Annotated in this window: 20 protein-coding genes; 11 read left to right on the top strand and 9 right to left on the bottom strand. The window is 32.3% G+C overall.

Annotated features, from left to right (window positions below):
* Positions 1-90: 90 nt before the first annotated feature.
* From ACAM25_RS09975 to ACAM25_RS09940, 8 genes are all read left to right on the top strand, one after another.
* Positions 91-1,155 (top strand): saccharopine dehydrogenase C-terminal domain-containing protein, encoded by a 1,065-nt coding sequence (locus tag ACAM25_RS09975; protein ID WP_369609581.1) that lies wholly within the window; start codon positions 91-93, stop codon positions 1,153-1,155.
* Positions 1,142-1,792 carry a hypothetical protein gene (locus tag ACAM25_RS09970; RefSeq protein WP_369609580.1) on the top strand — a complete coding sequence of 217 codons (651 nt, stop codon included), beginning with the start codon at positions 1,142-1,144 and terminating at the stop codon, positions 1,790-1,792. The genes ACAM25_RS09975 and ACAM25_RS09970 overlap by 14 nt, the downstream gene beginning before the upstream one ends.
* Positions 1,773-2,975, top strand: coding sequence for an FAD-binding oxidoreductase (locus tag ACAM25_RS09965; protein ID WP_369609579.1), 1,203 nt, complete (start codon positions 1,773-1,775; stop codon positions 2,973-2,975). The genes ACAM25_RS09970 and ACAM25_RS09965 overlap by 20 nt, the downstream gene beginning before the upstream one ends.
* 99 nt (positions 2,976-3,074) lie before the next feature.
* Positions 3,075-3,521, top strand: a complete 447-nt coding sequence (locus ACAM25_RS09960; protein WP_369609578.1) for a globin domain-containing protein — start codon at positions 3,075-3,077, stop codon at positions 3,519-3,521.
* A 28-nt stretch (positions 3,522-3,549) separates the two neighbouring features.
* Positions 3,550-5,478, top strand: coding sequence for a molybdopterin oxidoreductase family protein (locus tag ACAM25_RS09955; protein ID WP_369611658.1), 1,929 nt, complete (start codon positions 3,550-3,552; stop codon positions 5,476-5,478).
* 82 nt (positions 5,479-5,560) lie between these two features.
* A complete protein-coding gene (locus tag ACAM25_RS09950; protein ID WP_369609577.1) occupies positions 5,561-6,931 on the top strand; it encodes a hypothetical protein in 1,371 nt (456 codons plus the stop codon).
* Positions 6,918-8,216 (top strand): nitrate/nitrite transporter, encoded by a 1,299-nt coding sequence (locus tag ACAM25_RS09945; protein ID WP_369609576.1) that lies wholly within the window; start codon positions 6,918-6,920, stop codon positions 8,214-8,216. Before ACAM25_RS09950 ends, ACAM25_RS09945 begins: the two co-directional genes overlap by 14 nt.
* A gap of 43 nt (positions 8,217-8,259) precedes the next feature.
* Positions 8,260-9,585, top strand: coding sequence for an aspartate aminotransferase family protein (locus ACAM25_RS09940; RefSeq protein ID WP_369609575.1), 1,326 nt, complete (start codon positions 8,260-8,262; stop codon positions 9,583-9,585).
* Here the strand turns inward: ACAM25_RS09940 and ACAM25_RS09935 are convergent.
* From ACAM25_RS09935 to speB, 3 genes are all read right to left on the bottom strand, one after another.
* Positions 9,582-10,925, bottom strand: a complete 1,344-nt coding sequence (locus tag ACAM25_RS09935) for an aspartate aminotransferase family protein (RefSeq protein ID WP_369609574.1) — start codon at positions 10,923-10,925, stop codon at positions 9,582-9,584. The genes ACAM25_RS09940 and ACAM25_RS09935 overlap by 4 nt on opposite strands.
* Before the next feature lie 289 nt (positions 10,926-11,214).
* A complete protein-coding gene (locus ACAM25_RS09930) occupies positions 11,215-12,765 on the bottom strand; it encodes an APC family permease (protein WP_369609573.1) in 1,551 nt (516 codons plus the stop codon).
* Between the two features lie 59 nt (positions 12,766-12,824).
* Positions 12,825-13,736: an agmatinase gene (gene speB / locus ACAM25_RS09925; protein WP_369609572.1), complete on the bottom strand. Its 912-nt coding sequence runs from the start codon at positions 13,734-13,736 to the stop codon at positions 12,825-12,827.
* Between the two features lie 122 nt (positions 13,737-13,858).
* Between speB and ACAM25_RS09920 the strand changes: the two genes are divergently transcribed.
* Both ACAM25_RS09920 and ACAM25_RS09915 read left to right on the top strand, forming a co-directional pair.
* Positions 13,859-15,454, top strand: a complete 1,596-nt coding sequence (locus tag ACAM25_RS09920; RefSeq protein WP_369609571.1) for an APC family permease — start codon at positions 13,859-13,861, stop codon at positions 15,452-15,454.
* Positions 15,455-15,617: 163 nt separating this feature from the next.
* Positions 15,618-16,910, top strand: coding sequence for an aspartate aminotransferase family protein (locus ACAM25_RS09915; RefSeq protein WP_369609570.1), 1,293 nt, complete (start codon positions 15,618-15,620; stop codon positions 16,908-16,910).
* A 1-nt stretch (position 16,911) separates the two neighbouring features.
* On the opposite strand, the gene ACAM25_RS09910 is transcribed toward ACAM25_RS09915, so the two are convergent.
* The 3 genes from ACAM25_RS09910 to ACAM25_RS09900 all read right to left on the bottom strand — a co-directional run bounded on the left by ACAM25_RS09910 (position 16,912) and on the right by ACAM25_RS09900 (position 21,623).
* Positions 16,912-18,459, bottom strand: a complete 1,548-nt coding sequence (locus ACAM25_RS09910; RefSeq protein WP_369609569.1) for an amino acid permease — start codon at positions 18,457-18,459, stop codon at positions 16,912-16,914.
* A 93-nt stretch (positions 18,460-18,552) separates the two neighbouring features.
* Positions 18,553-20,409, bottom strand: a complete 1,857-nt coding sequence (locus ACAM25_RS09905) for an APC family permease (protein WP_369609568.1) — start codon at positions 20,407-20,409, stop codon at positions 18,553-18,555.
* Between the two features lie 140 nt (positions 20,410-20,549).
* Positions 20,550-21,623 carry a PLP-dependent aminotransferase family protein gene (locus tag ACAM25_RS09900; RefSeq protein WP_369609567.1) on the bottom strand — a complete coding sequence of 358 codons (1,074 nt, stop codon included), beginning with the start codon at positions 21,621-21,623 and terminating at the stop codon, positions 20,550-20,552.
* Positions 21,624-21,693: 70 nt separating this feature from the next.
* On the opposite strand from ACAM25_RS09900, the gene ACAM25_RS09895 reads away from it, so the two are divergent.
* Positions 21,694-22,917: a M20 family metallopeptidase gene (locus ACAM25_RS09895; protein WP_369609566.1), complete on the top strand. Its 1,224-nt coding sequence runs from the start codon at positions 21,694-21,696 to the stop codon at positions 22,915-22,917.
* 8 nt (positions 22,918-22,925) lie between these two features.
* Here the strand turns inward: ACAM25_RS09895 and ACAM25_RS09890 are convergent, their stop codons facing one another.
* From ACAM25_RS09890 to preA, 3 genes are read right to left on the bottom strand one after another with little or no spacing between them, the layout of a single operon-like run.
* Positions 22,926-24,314, bottom strand: coding sequence for a cytosine permease (locus ACAM25_RS09890; RefSeq protein ID WP_369609565.1), 1,389 nt, complete (start codon positions 24,312-24,314; stop codon positions 22,926-22,928).
* Positions 24,315-25,151 carry a carbon-nitrogen hydrolase family protein gene (locus tag ACAM25_RS09885; RefSeq protein WP_369609564.1) on the bottom strand — a complete coding sequence of 279 codons (837 nt, stop codon included), beginning with the start codon at positions 25,149-25,151 and terminating at the stop codon, positions 24,315-24,317.
* Positions 25,144-26,193, bottom strand: a complete 1,050-nt coding sequence (gene preA, locus ACAM25_RS09880) for an NAD-dependent dihydropyrimidine dehydrogenase subunit PreA (RefSeq protein WP_369609563.1) — start codon at positions 26,191-26,193, stop codon at positions 25,144-25,146. The genes ACAM25_RS09885 and preA overlap by 8 nt, the downstream gene beginning before the upstream one ends.
* Positions 26,194-26,356 lie beyond the last annotated feature (163 nt).

The raw sequence follows: 26,356 nt of genomic DNA, 5'->3' as shown, positions 1-26,356 counted from the left end.
GATGTATCAACCTAAGTCTTCCCTCTTTGTTAAATTTTATACAAACTAGAGCTAAGAAAATAATATAAAATTTTCCAAAGAATTTATCATATGAAAGTTTGCGTCATTGGTGGTTCTGGGCAAGTGGGTTCAGCTACAGTTTTTGACTTAATACAAAATAATGTTAATGTAAAAGTTATTGATTTAAGGAAACCAAAGTTTGACGTTGAATATGTTCAAGGTGATTTAAACAATGTTGAAGATATTGTTAGTAAAATTAAGGAATGTGATTACGTTATAAATACAGCCCAATACTATTTCAATTTGAAAGCAATGCAAGCATCATTAAAAGCTGGTGTTAACTATGTAGATTTAGGTGGATTGTTTTGGATGACTAGAAAGCAATTGGAGATGAATAAAGATTTTGAAAGAGAGGGTTTATTGGCTCTTATAGGTATGGGTGCTGAGCCTGGAATAACTAATGTATCAGCAAAGTATTTGTACGAGAAGTACAGTTTGCCAGAAAAAATAAAGATAAGGAATGGGTGGAGGTCTTCTGGGTTTAAATTCAATTGGAGTGTTGATACTCAAATGGATGAAATTACAATGAAAGCTCCAGTTTGGGAAAATGGTAATTACGTCTATTATGAGCCGTTAAGTAAAAGTGAAATTATAGAGTTTTCTAAACCGGTTGGAGTAGTAAAAACATATTTAACTATTCATAGTGAATTAGCAACATTTCCATATTCATTTGATGGAGTTAAATATGTTGATTGGATGGAAGGAGGAGATGGCTTTGATGGAGTTATAGTTTTAGGAAAACTTTTTGGTGATAATGTTGAGGTCATGGGAGTGAAATCGAGGGATTATTTAAAAGAATTGCTTAAAATAAAGGGATTTTTAGGAAGTCAGGGTGATGAGTGGGAATCAGCAAAGGTAATTTTTGAATATGAAAAGAAAGTCAGGGAAATTGAAGTGTTAATTCCGCCAAAAGATGGTTTTGATGGTACTCAATATGGTGCTGGTGTTCCAGCTAGTATAGCGGTTCAAATGAAGGTAAAGGGTGAAGGAGTTTTGCCACCAGAAAAAGTAGTTAACCAGGATGTTTTCTTTGAAGAGCTTAAAAAGAGAGGATTTATAATTTACGAGAGGGAGTTAAGTAATGTTAGTAGTTGATGAAAAATTACCGGAAAATGCTATTCTTGTTGAAGAACCAGAGATTGCTGAACTTCTTTCCTCTTTTATAAGCGTTAAAAAGAAGATAGTTAAAAGGGGTTATCACTTATATATTTCAGATGAAGTTGTAATATCAACTCATGGGGTTGGAGGTCCTTCATTAGCTTTAATCCTTGATGAGTTAATTAGGCAAGGAGTTAAGAAGGCAATAAGATATGGAACTTGTGGTTCGCCAAATGAAAAATACAAAGTTGGAAGTTATTTTATTCCTATTGGCGTTGCTAGATATTTCTCGAGCTCTCTTTACCAAAGAGTTAGAGGTGATGTTATACATTCTCTTTTCCCCGACCTAGAGTTAGCTTACAATCTTTATAAGGCTTTGAAAGATAATGGAAAAGAAGTTTATTATGGTGAGATTTTTCAAAGTGATGATTTTTATGCTGAAGAAGATATAAATCAAATTATTGATATGGAGACTGGAACTCTTTTTCTATTATCTTCAAATTATGGAATAAAGAGTGCTTCAGCTTTGATAATTGCTAATTATAAAGGTAAAAATTGGATAAATTATGAGGAAATTTATAAAGCAGACTTTCCAATAATATTAAGTACGTTAATTGGAGGGGAGAAAAATTAACGTAATTGATAAAATTAGAAAAGAAGGAATATATTGTTCAACAGAACCAGAGGTAATTAAGGAGAAATCAAGTGATTTAACTTATATGTCTCCATTAATAAAAATAAAGGAAGAAGAACCTATTTGCATTGCCTTTCCTAAAAATGAAGAGGAAGTCGTGAAACTAGTTGAAATAGCTATTGAGGAACATGTTCCCTTAATTCCTAGGGGTGCCGGAAAGAATAATATAGGTGGTGTTCTTCCATTAAAGAAAGGGATAATAGTTGAGACTGAAAAACTTTATGAAATAAAGGATGAAGGTGAGGAAATTACCTTAGGATCTGGTGTTAAAATTATTGATGTTTATAATAAGTTAAGAGTTTATCCTTCAACTTATAAGGATGGTGTAACTGTTGGAGGAAATTATGAAGGCGGTTGCGGAGGTATTGGTGCATTTAGATTTGGTAGGGTTTGGTATCAAGCTACAGAAGTTGATATGGTAAATCCTAAAGGAAAATTAACTAGATTAAAGGGTGGAGATGTTTTAATAGCAGCTCATGCTGAAGGGACTACGGGAATAATTACTAAATTAAAAATGCTAACTTACAATGAAGGTAAAATAAAATCGAAAATAATTCTCTTTGATACTCTTGAAAAGGCAATAGATTTTGTTTCAACTTTATACGATGAAGCATTGCCAGTATATCATGTGACTTTAAGATCTCCAGAGGCATCAAAATTAACTAACGTTATGCCCTTTTCTAAATGGAATTTATTAATTGCTTATCCAGACTTTTTAGATTTTGATGGAATTAATGGTAGTGAGCTTTGGAATAGAAGAGATACATTTTATGGTGGTTTAATAAAAACCTTTTATGATAAAAACCCTAACACAACTTTTTACATTACTTTTGACGTCTATATAGATGAGTTATATAAATTTTTAGATAGAATAAACTACAAGGAGTATGTTACGGAATTTGAATTCATACAAGGTAAGTTAGTTCATCCATTTTTTATAAACGAAGAGAAGAGCAAGATAGATTATTTGAATAATTTACTCTCAACTTATCAAGTTTTTAGATTCGACTTACATAGTATTACAATAAATAATAGATTAAGACCAGAACATCTTCAAAAGATAAAGACTTATAAAAGAATGTATGATAAAGAGGATTTATTTAACCCTGGTAAAATAGTGTAGACTATGTTTCTTTTTAATTATAATTATATTTATATGGTTTTAAACAGTAAAGATGAACATACTTATTAATTTTTTAAATGAAATATATGCTGAACAAAAATGTTGAAAGAAAAAGTAGGAGATCTAAGTGAGAAAGATATACAAATTATAAAGTCTACCATACCAGTACTTAAAGAGTACGGAGTGCAAATAACTTCTAGGATGTACCAATTATTATTCGAAAGATATCCATTTACTAAACAAATGTTCACTAAGGATGTTTCTAAAGGTCTGGCTTCGGCATTGTTAATTTATGCAGAGAATATTGAAAAGTTAGATTCCTTAATGCCAATTTTACAATCCATAGCGAGAAGTCATGTGAATAGGGGTGTAAGACCAGAACATTATAAACTAGTATGGGAATGCTTAAAAGATTCTTTAGATGAATATTTAGATAAATTAAATCTAACTAATAAAAGAGAAATAATAGAGACATGGGAAAAGGCCTACTGGTTTTTAGCTGATATGTTAATAAAGATAGAGTGTGAACTTTATAAAAGTGAATAATTTTTACCTTTTTTTATGGTGATGAAAAATTAGTACAATATGCCCTTATTGTGGTGTTGGTTGTAGATTAAAATTAAATAAAGATAAAATTTTGCCTGAAAATTATATTACTAATAAGGGAATGCTTTGTATTAAAGGATCAACATTGTTGGAAACTGTTAATTCTGGCAGAATACTATACCCTTACTTGGATAATAAAGAGGTAGAATGGAAAAAAGCACTGGAATATACAACGATAAAAATGAAAAGAATAATAAGAAAGGGTAAAGACTCATTAGGAATTTATATAGGAGCACAAATACCTACAGAAGATCAATATCTTGCTGTGAAATTGGGTAAAGGATTTATAGGCACAGCCTCATTTGATTCTAACGTAAGACTATGTATGGCTAGTGCTGCATTTGCGTTAAAATACGCTTTTGGAGACCCTTCACCTACAGCCTCTTATGACGATATTGATAAGGCTGAAACATATTTATTAATTGGAGTAAATCCAGCTTCAAATTTTCCAGTCTTATGGAATAGGATGATTTCGAATAAGTTAAAGAGAAAAGCTAAAATTATTGTAATAGATCCTATATATACTGACTCTGCACAACAAGCTGATTTATATGTTAGAATACCGCCCGGTAAAGACATATTATTGCTTAACTCAATAGCATACTTACTAATTAAGAAAAACATTATAAGAATAGAACCAGAGAATTTCAAAGAATTTAAAGAAGTAGTTATGAAATATCAGCCAGAGAGAATTTCAAAAATTATTAATGTGAAAGAAGATACTATTTCATATATTGCAGATAGAATAGCTCAATCTAAAACCTTATTCATGTGGGGTATGGGAGTAAATCAAACAGAAAGGGCTGTAGATACTGGAATACTAATTTCAACTTTGGCAATGCTGACTGGCAACGTTGATATTGAAGGTTCTGGAGTACTACCATTAACTGGACAACATAATTCTATGGGAGCAAGAGAGGCTGGGGCTTTAGCCGGTATGCTTCCCGGGTTAAGATATGTTGACAATGAAGAAGAGGTAGAGGAAGTAGAGAGGTTTTGGAATTTACCGAAGTATTCCATTCCAAGACATTATTATACAATTACTGAAATGTATAAGTTAATAGAGGAAAGGAAAATTAAGGCACTATGGATTATAGGTACTAATCCAGTTGTCTCTTTGCCTCAAGCAAGAAAATTTGCTGATCTCTTATCTTACTTAGACCTAGTTATAGTACAAGATGCTTATTTTACAGAGACAACGAAATTTGCTGATGTCATATTTCCTGCACTCTCATGGGGTGAAAGAGAGGGAATTCATACAGCAGGTGATAGGACTGTAGGATATTTAAGTAAAATATTAGAAGGAAAAGGAGAAGCAAGACCCGACTGGATGATAATTCAAGATGTTGCTAATTATTTAGGTTTTGAGTTTAAATATACAAACATAGAAGATATATTCAATGAATTTAAGTTATTAACGAAGAATAGAATAGACGATATATCAAATTTAACATACAAAGAATTAGAGAAAGGATATAGGTGGCCTGTGAAACCAAAAATTTTTAGGACAAGACCAGTTGAGTTTGAGAAGTATGATTTAATTGAGGATAATGAATTTATAGTAATTACGGGAAGAACAAAAGGGCATTGGAATACTAGAACTAGGTCTTCTAAAAGTTGGTCACTAAACGTAATTAGCGATGATGACTACATTTTCCTTGATATAGAGATCTGTAATAAATTACACATAAAAGACGGAAATGATGTGAAAATCATAACTGGTGAGGGTTACACAGTAGTCCCAGCAAAATGTGTAGATTGGATAAAAGGTAATATAGCATTTATGCCTTTCCACTGGGGACATACAAATAAAATAATGGATTGGAAAATAGATAGAGAGAGTAAAGAACCAGCATATAAGCATTTAAAAGCGAGGATAGAACCCTTTATGAGTTAATGAAATCTATCATTATAATTAAACACTTATCACATTTCATTTTCGAAATATATAAAATGTATAAAATAATGAAGGATTTTTGATGAAATATTCCGAAAAATTTAAACAATACTATCCCATAAGATTTAAAGGTATTTACACAAGTAGAGGAGACAACGATTTAGTTTCAGTAAGAATAAGGCAAGCTAATAGAAGAGATCCATCAAAGTGGTATACTTATCAACTAGAAGCTTTAGTTAAGATAGCATCAACAATGGGTAATGGCAAAATACATTTCACAACTAGGGGTGATGTAGAACTTTACGGAATTAGCGCGTCTAACTTAAATAAAGTTTTAGAAATACTAAAAGAGGCTGACCTAGATCCTCAAGACTCTTGTGGGGCCTCCGTAAGAAATGTTATGCCTTGTCCTTCTTATTTATGTCCATTTGCTAAAACTAACGCAGTTAAAGTAGCTATGAGTATTGCCGAGTTATTTAGGCATAACCAAGAGTATGAATATCCTAAACTTCCAAAAAGAGTAAAAATAACAGTATCAGCTTGCGAGATAGGTTGTGCAACACCCGGAATAATGGATGTTGGGATTGTCGCAAAAGGAGAGGATAAATTTGACGTTTATATTGGTGGAGGAATTGGAGACCATGAATTTCAATCAGTTAAATTATTTGAAAATGTTAGCGCAAGAGAAGCAATGGCCATTTCAATTGCAGTAGCTGACTTACTTAAACAAGAGAATGAGAAGAGGGGATTTAAGTGGGTACTTAATAAGTATGGGGAAGAAAAGACTAAAGAATTAATTAACGAAAAAATCAAGGAACTTGAAAACAAGTTAGAGATAAAGGGTGAAAATCCAGATTATTTAAACTATGTCAAGATAATAATGGTAAGGACAACTGGGGGTTGGTTAACAACTGATCAAGTTAACGAAATAATAAAAGTTGCTAAGGAAAACTATGATTTTGTCGTACTTTTCAATATGCAAACTATATTCATTCCATTAAAGAAAAATGAGTTTGAAATAAAAGGTGTTGATTATGAAGTTTTAGATTCATTTCCACCAAAAATTAGGTTAGTAGAAGCTTGTATTGGAGACGATTATTGTCCCCCCGCAGTTTTATCAACTACTACAGTTGCTGAAAATATAGAAAAGATATTAAAAGAGAAGGGGTCAAAGCTAAGAGTATATATAAGTGGTTGTTCTCATTCTTGCGGTAGGCATCAAATAGCTGATATAGGTTTAGGGGCTGCAATGAAAAATGGTAAAAAGGTGTTTAAAGTGTATGTAGGGGGAGGTAATTATAAAATTGGAAAAATGATAGGTGAGATTGATGCGGAGGATTATGTTGAGTTAGTAGATAAAATAAGTGATATTAAGAATTTTGATGAACAAGCACTTACTGAGAAAATTAAAGAAATTAAATCCTTTAGAGGAGATGTTAATGAAGAGAAATAAAGCTTTAAAAGAAGTAAAAGGTTCCCCATCTCAAGCTTTAATAACTGGTACACTAGCTTTTTTTATAGGATTTGCTGCAGTAGCATTATTTGGAACCACAGCACATAAGATTTCTTCAATATTACATTTATCAATAGTTGAGATAGGTTGGTTAGTTGCAATACCTCTTGTTACGGGATCTTTACTTAGGATACCATTTAGTGCTTTAGTAGAAAAATATGGAGGAAAGAGGATAATTCTGATACAATTAATTATAGCGTTAATAGGTATGATAGGAATAGTGATAACTTTAACCCTTATTCACAAAATTCTCTATATTGGATACTTCATGCTAATCTTATTTGGTGCATTAGCTGGTACTGGGATTTCAGCATTCTCATCTGGTATAACGTACGTATCTTATTGGTTTTCACTAAGAAAACAAGGTCTAGCATTAGGTTTATTTGCTGGAATAGGAAACACAGCTCCAGGGATTTTTACAGCTATCTTGCCTATTGCATTAATCTGTCTTGGATTAATAGGAGCTTATGTTATTTGGTCCTTAATTCTCGTTGTTGGGCTTACAATTTTTGCCATTTTTGGTATTGATGCCTATTACTTTCAATTACGAAAGATTTATAAAGAAAAAACATTAGAAGAAGCTAAAAAATTAGGTGAAGAAATTATACCAACTGATAGTGCCTTAACATCTTTATCAAATGCATTAAGAATTTGGAAAGTTTGGTTATTAGTAATTATGTATTTAACGTCTTTTGGAGGATTTGAAGCGTTAACGGAATGGTTACCAACATATTGGCAAGAATTTTTACACGTAAATATTGTAGAAGCAGGACTATTAGTAGGTGTGCTATTTTCCCTTATTGCAGCATTGATTAGAGTGTTAGGAGGATGGTTAAGTGATATATTTGGTGGGGAAAACGTATCTTTAGTAGCTTACATTATATTACTTTTAGGTTCATTAATTACGTTAGACAGCTTCAAATTTACTCAATCAATAATAGGTGAAATTATAATGGCATTAGGGATGGGTATTGCTAACGGAGCAGTGTTTAAGTTAGTCCCTAAATATGCTTATAGAAGTGTGGGTGGAGCGTCAGGATTAGTTGGTGGTTTAGGTAGCTTTGGTGGTTTATTATTGCCTCCGATTATGGCTTATATAGTAAACGTCATTGGAATATCTGGCTTTGCTTATGGATTTATAGTTTTTACATCTCTTAGCTTAGTTTCAATAATTTTTACATTAATCTTAAAAAGACGTTCAGATGATATGAATATAATACAATAAAACGTCGTAAAAGTTTATATTTTGTTTAATCATATGCAATATTATGGAAGAGGATAAAAAAATAATAAAAGAACATACATTTAAGACATGGAGTAAGCAAAAAGGATGGGAACCCATTTTAGTAACTACAGCAAGAGGAGCTTATTTTTATGATTCTCAAGGTAAAAAATATTTAGATTTTTCATCTCAATTTGTTAACGTCAACTTAGGTTATGGTAATGAAAAAGTAATTAACGCAATAAAAGAACAATTGGATACTTTACAATATATTAACCCAAACTTAGGGACAGAAATTAGGGCAAAAGCTACTAAAGCGTTATTAAAAGTGATGCCTAAAAGTATAACTAAGTTCTTCTTTTCAACCTCTGGTACAGAAGCTAATGAAGCGGCAATAAAGATTACAAGGTTTTATAAGGCTCCATCATATAAAATTCTTGCCAGATATAGGTCTTATCATGGTGCAACTGAAGGTTCAATAAGCTTAACCGGAGATTATAGAAGATGGTTTGTTGAACCACATACAATGCCTGGAGTAGTGAGATTTCCAGAACCTTATTGCTTTAGATGTCCACTTAAATTAAAATATCCAGATTGTAACCTAGCTTGTGTAAATTATGTTGATTACGTAATTAAACAAGAAAAACATATTGCAGGAATAATTGTTGAACCTATAACTGGAACTAACGGTGTAGTAGTTCCACCTAAAGAGTATTTACCGACATTAAGGAAAATAGCTAAAGAAAACGACGTATTATTTATTGCAGATGAAGTTATGACCGGTTGGGGGAGAACTGGAGAGTGGTTTGCTGTAAACTTATGGGGTGTTGAACCAGACATACTTACGACAGCAAAAGGAGCTTCAGCATCTTACGTTCCTATTGGAATTACTGGAGTAAGTAATGAAATTGGTGAATTCTTTGAGGATCACGTTTTTGCTCATGGGCACACATTCGAAGCTCATCCAGTTTCTTTATCAGCAATTCCAGCAGTAGTTGAGGAATATGAAAGGTTAAACTTATTATCAAATGTGAAAACTTTAGGGGAATATTTAGGTAAAAGACTTCAAGAGTTAAAGGAAAGGCATAAAAGTGTTGGTGATGTTAGAGGTGTTGGCTTCTTCTGGGCAATAGAGTTAGTTAAGGATAGTAAGAATACACCATTTGGGACATATGAGGATAAGTATGAGGGAAGGCCTATATTTACAGATTATTTAGCTAAGAAGCTATTAGAAAAAGGAGTTTATGTATTTAGTGGTCCATCGTGGTTTGTAATATCACCACCATTAATATCGCAAAAGGAAGACATAGATTTAGGTGTTAATGCATTAGACGAAGTATTAAAAGAGGCTGATAAGGAGTTTATTGGTTAAAAAGCTTCAAATAGCTTAAGGTTAAGTCTTTCTTCTTTTGCTTTTTTCACAGCATCGTAAGCTTTCTCTATGTGTTTTTGAATCTCCTCTTTTGTATGCATTACAGAAACTGTCCATTGTTCATTAAATCCAGCCATTGGTAAAATTCCACTATTTAGCATTGAATAGAAGTAAGTGAACCATCTTGGAATATCAGTCTTTAATAACTCTTTGTAATTTCTTGGTACTTCCTTACTAAAGTAAATCATACCGCTAGGACCCCATCTAGTTACTTTTAAGTCAACGTCTAGATCATCAGCAATATCTCTATATCCTCTTTCTAACCTATCACTCAAAGTTTCCATATAATAAAAGGCATTTTCAGTAAGGATTTGAGTTAAGGTAACATAAGATGCTATGACTGAGATTGGGTTAGCATTAAAAGTTCCTCCATGAGCAACCTTATTTGGACCTATTAACTCCATGATTTCCCTTTTGCCAGCTATTACTGATAAAGGAAAACCGCCAGCAATTGACTTTGCCATGAGTATTATGTCTGGTTTTACATTATAATAACCTAAAGCGCCAGAATACATCTTTCCTCCAGTCTTAACTTCATCAAAGATAACCAAAAAATTGTATTCTTTAGATAGATCAAATATTCCTTTAAGGAAGTCCTTCTCTGGTGGAATCAATCCCATATTCATTGCTACTGGTTCCATAATAACACAACAAATATCATTGGACTGAGACTTCACAAGTTTTTCAACAGACTCTAAATTATTCCACTCAGCAACTAAAGTGTTTGATAATGTTTCCTCTGGTATTCCTAAAGAAGAAGGAACTCTATCCTTTTGGACCATAGGGTTTATATTAATTAAGAGTTGGTCATGTGATCCGTGATAATGACCTTCAAATTTTATTATTTTCTTTCGCTTTGTATAAGCCCTAGCAATCCTTATTGCGTGCATTGTTGCCTCAGTACCAGTAGAAGAAAACCTAACCATATCAACGTTATATCGCTTTGAGATTATTTTAGCTAATTCCACAGTCTTATAATATTCAAAGCCTAAAATAGAACTATCTTGCAGTGCTTTTGTTACTTCATTTATTATTTTAGGATTTGCATGACCTACTTCTAAAGCTCCAAATCCTAAAATAAAGTCTATATATTCATTTCCATCAACATCCCAAACTCTACCTCCGTTTCCTTTAACCAAATAAATGGGATAAGGATCAAAGAACCTATAATTACTCGAAACACCTAGAGGAAGATATTTTATTGCTTCTTCAAAAATTATTTTTGACTTTTGAGTTTTACTAACATACTCCGATAAAATATCTGTTACCAATTCGACCACCTATGGTATTTTCTCTTTGTATTGTATATAAATTTTTTATAGGTAGGGATTGGAAAGATTACAAGGTTTTTAAGTGGTTCAGAGCTAGAATGCCAGTTGTAATAATAGTAAAAAATTCTTATGTATTTTATTATTCATAAGTAACGGGATAATGTTGTGAATATAATGCAATGCCTCGTGTCTCATAAATACCGCGACTTCGTAATTACGTGTACGCATTTTCATTTAATTCTTTATTTTATAATTAGTTGAAATTATTAAAAATAGTAATAAAACTTGAATAACCTAGTCATTCTGGTGGAATATCAGTGAATATCAAATCTAAGATTATTCCCTTTTTCTTATTTGTAAGATATGAGACTAGATATATCCCTATACCACTCCCGTAAATAACCAATAAAGAAAGAATTGTCGGTAAGTTTATTGGCAAAAGAACTGGATTTCCCCATGTTATGAATAATGCGTAAAGTAGGAATCCAAAAACGGAAAAACTCACTAAACTTATCCATTTGTTAAATATCCTTTTCTTCAATATCGAGATACCCGAAGCTAAAGCAAATATAGCATAGCCTATCTCAAAGACAATTGTCACATCTACAATAGAAATTTCAGTGACATAAGCGTAAAGTAGTACTCCAATAACTCCTAATCCGAAAGTTAATAGAGTTGCCTTTGTAGGAATATGGAATTTTTCGTTAACATCAGCAAATCTTTCTGGCATGATCCTATCAAATGACCAAGCAAACAAGTACCTAGTTAGAGCAATTTCTAATGGGGCTAAACTGTAAAAATTAGGTAACCAAAAAGCAATCCACATTATAATATATAAAGGTAAACTGTGAGTAACTAATAAAGCGAAGAAAGGTGAAAAAGTGCCTATATTACTTAAATCATTAAATACTGTACTGTTAGTTATTCCATTTGAATAAATGTAAGACCAAGATGTGAGAAATTTTTCACCAAAGGCATGAAAGTTTAGGTTTACAAATAGAATATAATAAATACCAATGGTTAAAATAGCAACTACTATAGATACTAAGGCGTTAAGTTTAACTTTTTTCATCTCTCCGGACCACGAAGCTGGAAGATTATACCAAACATAATAATACCAGACTATTGGAATTGCATATAATGCTCCATAAAAAGGAGAAAGAAAAGACAAACCATTACTTTCTGCAGCTGTAATGACTTCATTATTAGCACTTTGCACTCCAGTAAAAGATGAAAGAGATGAAGAGAACTGAGCTTGATTTATCGTTGCTAAAGTAACGAAGGTAATTATAGTTGAAATAATGGAAATTATTCCAGAAATAAAAATAAACTTCCATCCATGCTTACCTGTTAAAGAAACTAAAGTAATAGCAAGTAATACTATTAAACCTACAATAACACTTCCAGTCGTTGTAGTAAAGAAACTACCGAAATTAACTAAATAAGAATTATTTAAGTAAAGTCCTATTCCGGTAAAAAGGTATGCGAACCATTGTGCACCTAAATAACTATAAAGTCCCAAAGATAATGCAAATGCAATAAACAATCCCCAATAATTTACAAAACCCAAAATAGGATTTGAAACTCTACTTAAAAACACATAATCTCCTCCACTCCTAGGAGAGTAAATAGATGCTAAATAAAATAAAAATCCCATGCCTAATGTTGGTATCAAAGTAATTAAGAAAGACAATGTCCAATTAGCTCCCGGAGATAAGTAAAGCCATGATAAAATTAGCATTGGCACTCCTCCAGTAACCAAACCAAATGTTGCAAAGAAGGAAGCCCAAGGACTAACTTCTCTCACTAAACCAGAAGATTGTCTAATAAAAACTGACTTTTCTACCATAGAGATAATTTACTTTTAGACAGCTTTAAAGTTTTGAGTAGGGAAAAATTGAATAAAGTCTAAAGAGATTTTGACAAAACGCTCATTCCCTCATAAATTATGTTAGCCCCTAACATACTAGTTATCTCACTAACGTCATAAGATGGAGAAACTTCAACTACATCGAATCCAACTATCCTTAATTTCAAACTCCTTACTATTTCAATAATTTCAAAGCTAGTTAGACCACCAACTTCTGGAGTCCCAGTACCTGGAGCAAATGCTGGGTCAACAACATCTATATCTATTGAAATGTATGTCGGACCAGAAAGAGAATTAATTTCCTTCATTACTTGTTCTGGATTGTATTTTAAATCCCTAATAGTAAAGCTCCTTATTTGTAACTTGTCCTTGTCTACTAAATCATCTTTTGAGTATATTGATCCTCTTATACCGGCTTGAACTATATCTTTTAGAAGTCCTTCCTCTCTAGCCCTTCTCAGCCATGTTCCATGAGTATATTTCTTTCCCCAATATGAATCCCAAAAGTCAAAGTGTGAATCAAAATGTATTAGGTTAACTTTACCATACTTCTTATACATAGCCCTTAAGATTGGTAATGTTATTGAATGATCACCACCTGCAATAAAAGGAACTATACCTTTAGAAACTATTTCTTGAAGAGAAGATTCAATAATTCTCATTGTGTCTTCAATATAACCCGGGATTATGTTAACATCACCTTTGTCACAAGTATTTAAAGTTTCGAATGGATATACATCTAGAAATTGATTGTAAGGTCTTAAAAGCCTAGATCCTTGTCTTATCCCCATTGGTCCAAATCTAGCTCCGGGTCGATAAGTTGTTGCATCATCAAATGGAATTCCTAAAAACACTGCCTTCACTTCTTCTTTCTCATTACATATTGGTAATCTAGCGAATGTTGAAATTTGTGTAAAGCGTGGGGATTTGAGGGAGTCTATTTGTCTCATAAAAGTAATTGTCTCTCAATAGTTAATATACTAATCTTTCAATGTTTTCATGGAATTTTTAAACAAAATTTAGAGTTAGAGAGAAGTATATTTATAAACTGTTTAAATATTAATAAAGCCAAATGGAAAAGAAAGCAACAACAGTATTTTTAAGAGAGTCCTCCGGTTTGGTGAGGGAAGTAAGCCCATGGTCATCATTACTAGCAACATGGGCATTAGTAACTGGTGGAGTACCAACGTTAATAATTTCATGGCTATGGTTGGGAGCAGGAGCAAACTGGGCGTTGGCGTATTTAATAACTCTTCTCCCTACTCTAGGTATGGCATTTTTATTTTATGTAGCAGCAGCATCAATGCCTAGAGCTGGTGGAGATTACGTATTTAATAGTAGGGCAACACATCCAGCATTGGGTTTTGCAAATTATTGGGCATTATTTATAGCCTTTGTTCTCTCACAAGGTTATTACTCTTACTTAGGAGCATCATGGATTGGTTATTTGCTTACTGGATTAGGAATGTATTATCACAGTTCATTCCTTTTAAGCATTGGAGGATTTTTCGGAACAAAATTAGGAAGAATTGCTTGGGGATTAATCGTAGGAACAATAATAACTAGCTTCATAGCAGTACCAGTAAGATTTCATTGGAAGTTCATGGAAATTGCTGGAATAATTAGTTTAATAGCAACAGCTATAATGTTTGGTGCATTATTAACTATTAACCCGTCATCTTTTGCCTCAGCATTATCATCGTTTACCGGAATAAAGGATGCATATCAAGAAGTAATTTCTGACGCAACTTCTAATGGATTAGTATTTGTTGGTCCAATTTATGGTGCATTATTAGCAATCCCAGCAGTATGGTATTATTATACATGGTATAATTTACCAGCATCATGGTCTGGTGAAATGAGAAAAGTTAGGTTTAACGTTTTTCTATCAATAGTAGGAGGAGTTATAATGATTGCAATTTACTATATTCTCTTTACTGAGTTAAACGTTATGGCATTTGGTGAGAAGTTCCTAACAGCCTATTCTTATGTATATTGCCAAGGGATTAATGATACAGTAGTCAACAGTCTATCTTCTATGGGCACTTTTACACCATTCTTTGCATTACTTGTCCTAGGAAATCCAGTATTATACATTTTAATGTTTATAGCAATATGGTTACCAAACTTTTACAGTGGTCCACCATTAGTATTTGGATTATCTAGATATTTATTTGCATGGTCTTTTGATAGAATAATGCCCTCATGGATGGCAGATGTAAATGAAAAACTTCATGCTCCAATAAAGTCGATTTTGCTTATTATGACATTAAGTGGTTTAGGAGTAATCCTTTATGCTTATGTTCCAGTAATCTCTCTAGTTGATGTAACAGTTACATTTGAAATAAGTTATGCTATATTTGCAATATCAACAGCATTAATGCCCTATATAAGAAAAGATGTTTATGAAACTTCTATTGTAATTAAGAAGAAAATACTAAAAATACCACTAATAACTTGGATAGGATTACCGACCTTTGCTTTCTTAGTTTATGCAACATATATAACTTGGGGTAATCCAATAATCTTACCAGTTAACTTGCCAACAATATTATCGGTTATTCTAATGTATGCTTCTGGCTTTGCAATATACTACATAGCTAAATTCTATAATTCAAGAAGAGGGATAATGATAGACTTAGCATTTAAAGAAATCCCACCTGAATAAGATATTTCTTTTTTCTTTAATTGGAAATTGTATAATCTCTTCGGCGAAAAAGTATATAAATTGATTTATATTACGATTTTTTAGGGTGAGGTGTTGAGATCTCGAAAGCGAAAACGTTCTGAGGAAAAAGTTTTAGTTCAGATTGAAAAAGAGTGTGAGAATTATGCTATCAGAATACGTCAAAAAGACACCTAAATCTCTTTCTCTTTACGGAATTGCTTCCAGAATGATGCCTTATGGAGTTTCCAGCAACTATAGATACTTACCACCATACCCATTATACTTAGTTAAAGGTAAAGGTAGTAAAGTATGGGATGTAGATGGAAACGTTTATATTGACTTTAACATGGCTTATGGAGCTTTAGGAATTGGTCACTCTCATCCAAAATTGGTAAAGGCTTTAAAAGAAAGGTTTGAAAATAGTTCAATTCTTGGATTTGAATTTGCAGATACAATTAAACTTGCTAAAATTATAAAGATTAGGTACAACGTTGATATGGTTAGGTTTTCTTCTACTGGTACTGAGGCAACAATGCACGCAATAAGGATTGCTAGGGCTTATACAAAACGAAAGAAAATAATAAAATTTGAAGGTCATTATCACGGATCACATGACCAATTATTAGTAAATGTTAGCCCAGATAAAGAAGGAGAAAAGTCTGTATGCTCTCATGGAATACCAGAAGATATTGTAAAATATACTTTAGTAGCAGAATGGAATAATTATGATTCTGTGGAAAGGATAGTCAGAAAAGATGGAAATGATATTGCTGCGATTATAATGGAACCAGTAGCAATGAACATGGGTATAATAGAGCCAGATGTGTCATTTCTAAAAGGAATTTTCAATTTAGCTAAAGAATACGGAATACTTATAATATTTGATGAAGTTAAAACTGGAGGAAAATATTATTCTGGTGCCTCAGGATATTACGGATTAAAACCTGATTTAATTACATTAGGTAAAGCTATAGCTGGAGGTTTACCATTATCAGTAATTGCTGGGAGAAAAGAGATTATGAGTGTTATTGGTCCAGAAAAGACTGCTCATGGTGGAACATTTAATGCTAATCCATTATCAGTTGTAGCATCAATAGTTACGTTAACTCAAATATTAACTCAAGATAGTTTTTATGAAGTTTATAAACTTAACTCATTGCTAAGTAAGGGATATAAGGATTTAGTTGAGGATTTAGACATTGATATAACAGCTGTAACTTGGGGAGCTAGCGGTACTATTTTCTTCTCTAATTATCTTCCGAGGAATTACAGAGAGTTCTTAAGAATTGATAAAAGGATTTGGTATAAGTACTTTTGGCTTATGCTTTCAAAAGGAATTATCCCAATGGCTGACTACGATGAGGAATGGACTATATCAACACAGCACAATAAGGAAGATATCATAAAGCATTTAGAAGTAGCTGAAGAAGTTTTAAGAAAAATAAAAAGTGGATAACTTATTCTGGGGGTATTTCCTTAAAGATTAAGTTAAAGTCTATCCCTTGTTTTCCTCTCACAAATTTTGCTGTATAAAATATTATGAAAAGAACAGCTATTGATCCAGCAAGTATTGCATAGCCAGTTAGTGTATTAGCACCTATTGCAGGAACTGTTAAATACTGATAAAATGTGAAAAGCAAATACACTAGGGAGGCTATCGCTATACCCCTCATTATCCCTTTCTCATTTTTAATTACAGCTATACTTACAACACTCATTGGGAATAACATAAGTAATGCAGTAGCTACACTTGATAACAAGAAAGCTACGGCAGAAGTTACTGGCAAACTAAACATGATTAGCCCTATTAATCCAGCTGTCATTGAAAGTAATATTGCTTTAATTGGAATATGTCTCTTTTCGTCTACATCACCAACAAAATCCGGCATAATTCTATCCATTGCATAAGAAAGTAAAAGTCTACTACCTACAAAAGAGGCTGCTGTTAAGTACATTAAAAGCTGTAACAAACTAACTAAAGCAAATAATACTCCTAAAACAATATTTCCGCTAGCAATTCCCTCTAAGAGGTCTAAATATGGAGTAGGTATTGGTAATGTTCCTTCAACTACACTAAGATAAAGCATCTTAGAAGTAAAGACATAACCATATTGATAATACTCAAGTGCTAAGGCAGTAGTAAATATGATACCAGAAATTAGTAAAGTTCCTAGAATGCTAAAAGGCATACTCTTCTTAGGATTTCTAACTTCACCAGCTATATATACTGTATTTATTACGTAAGAGAAACCAACTACAAAAACTGGGTTTAGCGATATTGTGTTAATTAAGTTATTATAAGCAGGTACTGGAACTGTTGATGCTGTAACGTTCTTATAAAGGTTAGTTACGTTTGCATAAACTAATGCAAAGTTATTTAGTCTTTGAATTGCTAAGCTTGTGGGTACAGTAGCCTCAATAACGATCATTAATATAGCAACTAAAAGTACTAATGGTATTATAGCCCATTGCATAATTCTATAAACCTTATTACCAAAGATTGGTATTAACGACATAATTATAATTTCTGCTGCACCTATTCCCATCATTAAATATGTATTACTATCTATTGTAGCACCTAAGGAGATTAAAGAGTAATTATGAGTATAATAACCTAAAATTGTCAATAATGGTATTAAACCAAAAGTTTGTAATGTTATCCCAGTTATTCCCATAAAGAGTGGTACTGTAGCTAAGAAATATCCAGCATTTCCTACAAATCCTAATGCTGGATGAAGATTTCTACTAACATATACATAATCAGCAGCAACCCTAGGCACTTTAGTTGCTATAAAAGAGAAAAGATATCCTACTAATAAAAATCCTACTAAAGGTATTATTAGTCCAGCTATTGGATTTCCACCAACTAAAGGTCCTGTTGAAGCTATATAGTATGTTGAGAATAACAACCCTAATAATGAAATGTTAAACCATAAAGAATCTAATAAACTAAATTCCCTTACTAATCCAGATGATTCCCTTAAGAATATTTTCTTCTGTTCCATAAAGAGATTACGTTAAACTATTTAAAAAACATTTACCTTGATAGTTTGGAAAATGTACAATTCATTTGAGTCTCAGTAAATGTAAACTGGAATTTATATTAATCCTGTTGTGTTTTTGATTATTTCCTCAATCCCATCATTTATTAAACCGCTTTTTATTGCAGAGTAATGAGATGCTAAGCCTAAAGCTATTACTCCAATTAAATCCCATGGGAATGGAATAACAGGATATAAGCCAAAACTGCCAAAATAGGATAATGGTAAAATAGCTAAAATAGTAGCTATTAACCATAGTCCCATTTTTATCTCCATCCTTGACCTTTCATACTTTGAATAAATTACAAATAAATTACTAAATATTAATGCAGTCATAACTATCATATATATTGTAAATATCACGTTATTACTAACATTCAGAATGTTAGTTGAGATTATGAAATAATAATCTATTAAGCCAATAACTACAGCATCAATTACGCTTAAAATTGTTGATAAGAAAGTACTTACTCCCCAGTTCTTTCTAGCATAATATCCAAAGAATAATGGTAAACCAGCAAAAATTATAGTAACTACTTCAAAAAGCGTAGCAAACCCGGACCAATAAACTATTAATAAAGCTACAATAGTTGATATTGGGGCAATGACTTTATAGAAAGGTAATTTAAATGGTCTTTTAGCTTCAGGTAATTTAATCCTTAAAATTTCTAATGCTATCCCACCCATGATATAAGTAAATACTGCTGCTGAAGACACAATGCCAACTAAAGCTATCCAAGCTGGAAATGGAAGTAAGAATATTCCTCCAAGTAAAGATACTGTAATTAGTGATATTATTGGCACCTTAGTCTTTCCAAGCTTTAAGAAGAACCCTGGTAAATAACCGTTTGAAGCTAAACCATAAAGAACCCTAGTGCCACTTCCCATTCCTACTAAGGTAGTGCCAGATGGACTAACTGCTGAATCTATAAGTAATAATATTGCGAAAGCTTCAAACAATAAGAGTATTGGTCCAGTTACTCCGGAATATTTAAAGATCTCATAAAACGGTCCAGAGGATAATACTGAATACTGTAAACCAGTCCAATTACCATATTTAACTCCGATTGCATCCCAATTTATTCCTCCTATAAATGCTACTTGAAGCAAAGTATAAAGAACCAAGGAAATTCCTAATGCACCAACTACAGCAAATGGAATATCCTTTTGAGGATTCTTAGCTTCATTGCCATATTCAATAGCTTGCCTAAAACCAGTGTAAGCAAATATTATTCCAGTAGTTGGTATTGCATACAATACAGAGGCCCAGCCCGAATATGGGGAAGCTAAATATGTAGATGGAGGAAAGAAACCATTTGCTGTAAAGTTTGATGGATGAAATGAAAAAGCAAGAAGTAAAATTACTGTGAGGGTAGGAATTATTAACTTCCACCAACCAACACCGTGAGAAACTTTTCCTAGTAATTCAATTCCCAAGTAATTTACAACAAAGAAAAGTATAAGTAAACCATAAGCTACAGCTAAACCCTCAGTTGTTAAATAACCGTTTACAGTTAATGATGGAAATAAACTGGAAAGATATGTTACAATGGCTGTAGTTTCTATTGCAGGTACAGTTGCACCAGCAGCAAAATAAGACCATGAGATAATATATCCAACTACCCCACCATGAGTATAATGAGGATATCTAACTACCCCACCAGTTTTAGGAAGCATTGACGCTATTTCTGAATAAGTTAATGCTATGAAGATTAGTAATATTCCACCAATTATCCATGAGATTATTGCTGCCCCTCCTACATAGGCTGCCGTATATAATGATGCAAATAACCAACCAGAGCCTATCACTCCTTGTAAAGAAATGAATAGTAATTCAAATTTAGAAAGTGATTTCTTAAGTTTTTTGTCAGTCTCTAAACCTAGATCTAATATCTTTAGTCTACTCTCTCCCATAATTTTATCTTAGAGAAAATTAATATAAAAACAAAATCATAATCTTTATGAAGAGACGAATTAAAATATTAAAAGAAAAATAGTAATGTTTAAATCGTTTAGACCTTCATGATTCATTTTTTCTAAAGTGTAAAAAATTTTTACAATGAAACTTCTTGTCTTAACAATTCTCCCAATATTTTAATCCCTTCAGCAATTTTATTCTCATAACTAAAACTAAGCCTAAATGAACCTTTTCCCTTTTCTGAATAATAAAATTCTGTACCAGGAACAAACTTTACACCTCTTCTGTTTGCCTCTTTAAGAAGTAACAAAGAGTCCAACTTACTATTTTCGCATAACATGAAAAATCCCCCTTGCGGATAGGTACATTCAACACTTTGAGGAAAATACTCCTTTATTGACTGAACCATAATATCCCTTTTTTTCTTGTAAAGCACTCTAGCATAATTTATGATATTATCTATTAATTCTCTCTTAAGAATTTCCCCTACTATAAATTGATCAAGAGAAGAAACTTGATGATTTATTTCATTCTTTATTTTAACCATTTTCTCTATTTCCTCATGTGCAATAAAACCTATTCTAAGCCCGGGAGAAATAATTTTACTAAAGCTTGAAATGTATATTACTCTTCCCTCTTTATCTAATGACTTTATAGCTGGTAAAGGTGGAGAATCATAAACGTAAAAACCATAAATATCATCTTCAATTATTTTAAAATCAAATTGACTTGCAAGTTCAAGGAGTTGTTTACGTCTCTCCATTGACATTACTCTTCCCATTGGATTATTAACTGGAGTAACGTAGAAATATTTTATAGATTTTTCTTTTACAATCTTTTCTAATAAATCAATTCTAGGTCCTTCATTATCCCAAGGAATAGGGTAAACGTTTATTCCTTTATATTTCATCGTACTGATAAATCCTTGATAAGTTGGCTCCTCTGATACAACATTTGAAAAAACTTCAGAAAGAATAAATATTCCTTCCTTAGCGCCATTGGTTAAAAGTATATAATCTTCGTCTAATGAGAAACCCCTTTTAATTAAAAATTTTGATATTTCATATCTCACCTCTTCAATTCCTTGAGCTGGAGCATATTGTAATGCTTTCTCATGTTGTGTTTCAAGTACATATTTCGTTATTTCAACGATTTCTTTCCATACGAAAGTTGAGGGATCTGGAATTCCCCAATTAAAATTTATTTCCATAACAGTATAATGAAGATCGAACATTTAAGTCTAAGCTAGATTTATATTTCGATATTTGTTATTATTTTTCATGATTGATGAAACTTTAAATGAGATAAAAGAAGAAGCCTTACACTTTCTAAAAGAAATTATAAGAATACCTACTGAAAACCCTCCTGGGCTTAATTATGATAAAATAGTTGAAGTAATAAAAAGTAAAATGGAAGAGTTTGAATATAAAACTGAAATATTTTATCCATCAGAAGAAGAGTTAAAAAGGTTAGTTAAGTTTGGTAAAGGTAATAGACCAAATTTAGTTGGATATTTAGGTAATGGAAATGTAAAAATTGCGTTTAATGCCCATTATGATGTTGTTCCAGCTGGTGAAGGTTGGAGTGTTAACCCTTATGAGGGTGTAATAAAGGACGGAAAATTGTATGGTAGAGGATCTGCCGATATGAAATCTGGCTTAGTTGCACAGTTATATGCTGTTGAACTTTTAAGAAGAGAAAAATTACTACCTTCATCTTTACAAATAATTCAGACTTTCGTTCCAGATGAAGAGACAGTAGGGAATATAAATGCTGGAGCTTATTATCTTATGGAAAAAGGTGTTCTTAAGAACGTAAATTATACAATTTTTACTGAACCAACTGGTCCAGATAATGTTTGTTATGGCCATAGAGGAGCATTATGGGCAATAATAAAGGTTTATGGTAAAAAGAGCCATGGGGGATTGCCACAATTAGGTGTTGATGCTGTAAAAGCTTCAGTACAAATTATAAATGAGTTGTATAATTCAGTACCAGATATAACTTCCTCGTATAATATAATTCCTTCAGTTGCTAAAAAGCCTTCTATTTTAGTTGGAACAATAAAATGTGGTTCTTGGATGAATATTGTAGCTGATTACTGTGAGTTTACTATTGTAAGAAGATTAGTACCAGAAGAGAGACTTGATGATGTTAGAGATAAAATTCTTCACGTTTTAGATGATGTTAATAAAAGGACTGGGATAAGGTACGATTATGATGAGTTTTATGCAATAGATACAATTGCATCAAACGTAAATGACAAAATATATAAGATATTCAAAGAGAAGGTTAAGGAAGTTAGAGGTAAAGAACCGGAACTAGTTCTATCTCCAGGGACTTTTGACATTAGGTTTACTGTTAAGGAAGGTATAGTTTCAATAAATTATGGTCCAGGAAAGATTGAACAAGCCCATGCTACAGATGAGTATGTGGAGTTAAAAGACTTTTATGACTCTATTAAAGTTCTAGCATTAGTATTATTAGAACTAGGAAAAATATGAAGATTTTTTCACTTTACTAACTTTAATTTTATAAATAAATAATATATAAGAGCACTTATTAAAGATCCAAAGAGATTTTGTGGAAAGTAGTTATAAAGTGTAGTAAGATTCAGTATTGTAATAACATTTAATACTGTCCCTATAATTGTAGCTATTACGGCATAAACATTAAAGTTATCTTTAATACTCTTAGATATTGTGTAAAAGTCTGTTATCTTTAATTTCCCACTAATCATTTGGTGTCTCATTCTTAAATACCAATCTATTAAAACTATGAAAGTATAAGGAAAGATTATATCGCCTACAAAGAGGAGGAAATTAGTTGCATTTTGTAATATACCCATTATTGCAGCGACTACGCCACCTACGCCCAAAATTACTGTAGATATCGGTTGAGATATCTTTTCAAGGTTTCTAAGTGCTGGCTGTAATGCAGTAAGTATATCTGCTACAGCTGGATACAGGTTCATAGCATTTGTATGTAAAATAGCTAATGAAGCACCCACAGACGCAAATACTACGATTACTGATAGTACAGTACTACTTACTGGAAACGTCACAGCTGGTAAATTCCAATTTCCAGTAATATCTTGTGATATTAACCCTAGAACTCCCATAAGATATACTGGGACCATAATACCTAAAGGAGCTGCAATGAAATAGGACGCTCTTTTACTTTCTTCATAAGGTTTTGCAAATCTTGTTGCTGTTGATATTTTGTAAGTCCACGATAAGATTGAGAATGATAAAACTAAGCTTATTGTTAAACCCCAATTTACATTACTAGTTGGGTAAAGTATCTCACTTATGTTAATTTTATAGTATGCAAAGAGAAAATAGGTTAAAATGGAGTAACTTATAATAAGGATAATTGCAGTATATCTATAAAAATAATCTAAAAGTCTAGCTCCGTATAAAACTAAGAGAATTTGAATAATCCCAAAAAATATATACCAAGGTATTGGATTTGTATGTGTTAATGAAGCAACTATAAGTCCTCCAGTAGTATCATTTAATCCAAACCATCCTACATTAACTATCGTGTAAAGGAAAGACAACGCATTTGAGGTTAGATAACCATAAGTCTTTCTTGAGACAACTAAAGCTGGAACTGGAAATTGCCTGCCCATTTCTGAAAAAAGACCAGCCGGAATTAAACCGATTAGTAATGAAATAGTAAATGCAATGAGAATATCTATGAGACCTAAACTATCAAGTAAATAACCAATTAGTGGAGTTGTAGCTGAAGCACTCGCCATAGCCCAAAAAATGAATATCTTTGATGAATTCATATACCTATATTTCCTAGGTATTGGCTTTACGCCTATAATTTCAAACTTAGTTTTCTCCATATATACTTCTTCTTGCCCTACTTCTTCTAACTTATCCCTATTCACTTATACCTCCTCAATATGAATTGTTGAAATTTCGCTGTAGTTTTCTGGTATTCTATCTTTTAAGAATGGGGCTTTAATTCTCCTTTGTCTTATAAAATCTAAGTCAACATCAACTACTTCATATCCTTCATCAGAGTTCATCTCCTTAACTATTCTACCCATTGGATCAGCTACTAGACTCTTTCCATAATAATCTATTTCCCTACCTTGGAAATATTCTGCAGTCCTATTAACTCCAACAACATAAACTGTATTAAATGCTGCATGAGCCCTTAATTCTAATTCCCAAGTCTCTGGGTAGAAGTTTGTAGTTGTAGGTATTGTAATTATATCAGCACCCTTTAGTGTAAGTATTCTAACGCCTTCCGGGAAGTGTCTATCGTAACAAATAATACCTCCAACTTTATATTCTCCAAAGTCAAATACAGGATATCCTTTGCCTGGTTTAAAATAGAATTTCTCATAATACCCAGGTAATTGAGGTAAATGAATCTTTCTATATTTTCCTAAGTAAGTTCCATCCTTAATAAATACTGATGTATCATAATATGTCCCCCTAATCTTTTTGTCTTCTTCAAAAAACGTAATAACCATTCCTACTTTGAATTGTTTTGAAAATTCTAAAAATGTTCTTACAGTAGGTCCATCGTCTGGTTCAGCTAATTCAAAGAACTTTGGATCTTCTGTTGCAGCAAAATATTGTGTAGTAAATAATTCATTGTAAACAATCAATTCAGCTCCATCTTTAATAGCTTTTTTTGCTAATTCTAATGCTTTCTCAATATTAGCTTTCTTAGATTCAACACTACCCATTTGGATCATTCCGATCTTAACCATAAATTTCACCCCTAATACTTTCTATTTCCTCATCTACTGTAGTTCTTCTTCTAGTAACTTTTTCGAGGTACTCATAAGATTTCATTTTTTCGGAAGCAATTCCTATCATATCTTGGATAGTAGAATATTCTTTTCTAGTCATAAACTCTTCCAAACTCTTTTTCCACTCTTTAACAAATTCAAATCCCCTAAGCATTGTATAAGTTACTACTTGAACGTTATTTGCCCCCATCATTATATATTGTACTGCATCCTTCCAATCAAATATACCTCCAACACCACTAATTCCATAAGGTTTTAATCTATTGTAAATCCTAGATACTGCTCCTAATCCTATAGGTTTTATAGCTGGTCCGGATATTCCGCCGTATGTAGAATATCCATTGACGCTAGGTAATGGTTGTGCTGTCTCTATATCAACATCAATGACTCCATATACTGTATTTATTGCTGTTACACCTTTTGCTCCTGCATCCCTAGCAGCTTTAGCTATTTCTGTAATATCAGTTACATTAGGTGTTAATTTAACTATAACTGGAATACTAACGGAACTTACAACTTCTTTAGTATACTTGTATACTAAATCAGCATGTTGACCGATAAATGCACCAGTTCTTCTTTCTGGTTCTCCATGTGGGCATCCAAAATTTAATTCTATTATATCAGCCCCTCTATCTTCTACCCATCTTGCTAACTTAACCCATTCAGAATAATCTGGGCCACCCATTATGCTAGCAATTATTGGTATTTTAACTTCACTTTTAATTACTCTCATATATTTGTCCCATGTTTCTAGAGGATCTTCAGTAATTAACTCAAGGTTTTCAAATGCAATAATTTCTTTATCTCTTTTTAAAGATGCATACATGGGTCTAACTGATTTCCTTACAATGCTATCACCAATTGTTTTAAGTACAACTCCTCCCCAGCCTGCCTTATATGCTGATATTATCTTTTGAGGATTCCCAGATGTGGGTCCAGAACCAACTAAAAAAGGATTTGGAAACTCTACATCTGCTAATTTAGTTGATATATCTACCATATCAACTATTTCTGTTGTACAATTTATAATTATTACTCAGTATTAATATGTACAAAGTTCAATTTCAGATTTAAGAAACTAAAAGTTTTTCCTATGATCCAAATAATTCTTTATCTTAATTTAAATTATGTTCAATTGTAATGTGATCAATATTTTTAAAATG

The sequence above is a fragment of the Sulfurisphaera javensis genome (assembly GCF_041154675.1).
GTDB lineage: Archaea > Thermoproteota > Thermoprotei_A > Sulfolobales > Sulfolobaceae > Sulfurisphaera > Sulfurisphaera javensis.
The sequence above is the reverse complement of the archived record's forward strand: the minus strand, read 5'-3'. Positions and strand labels throughout refer to the sequence as shown.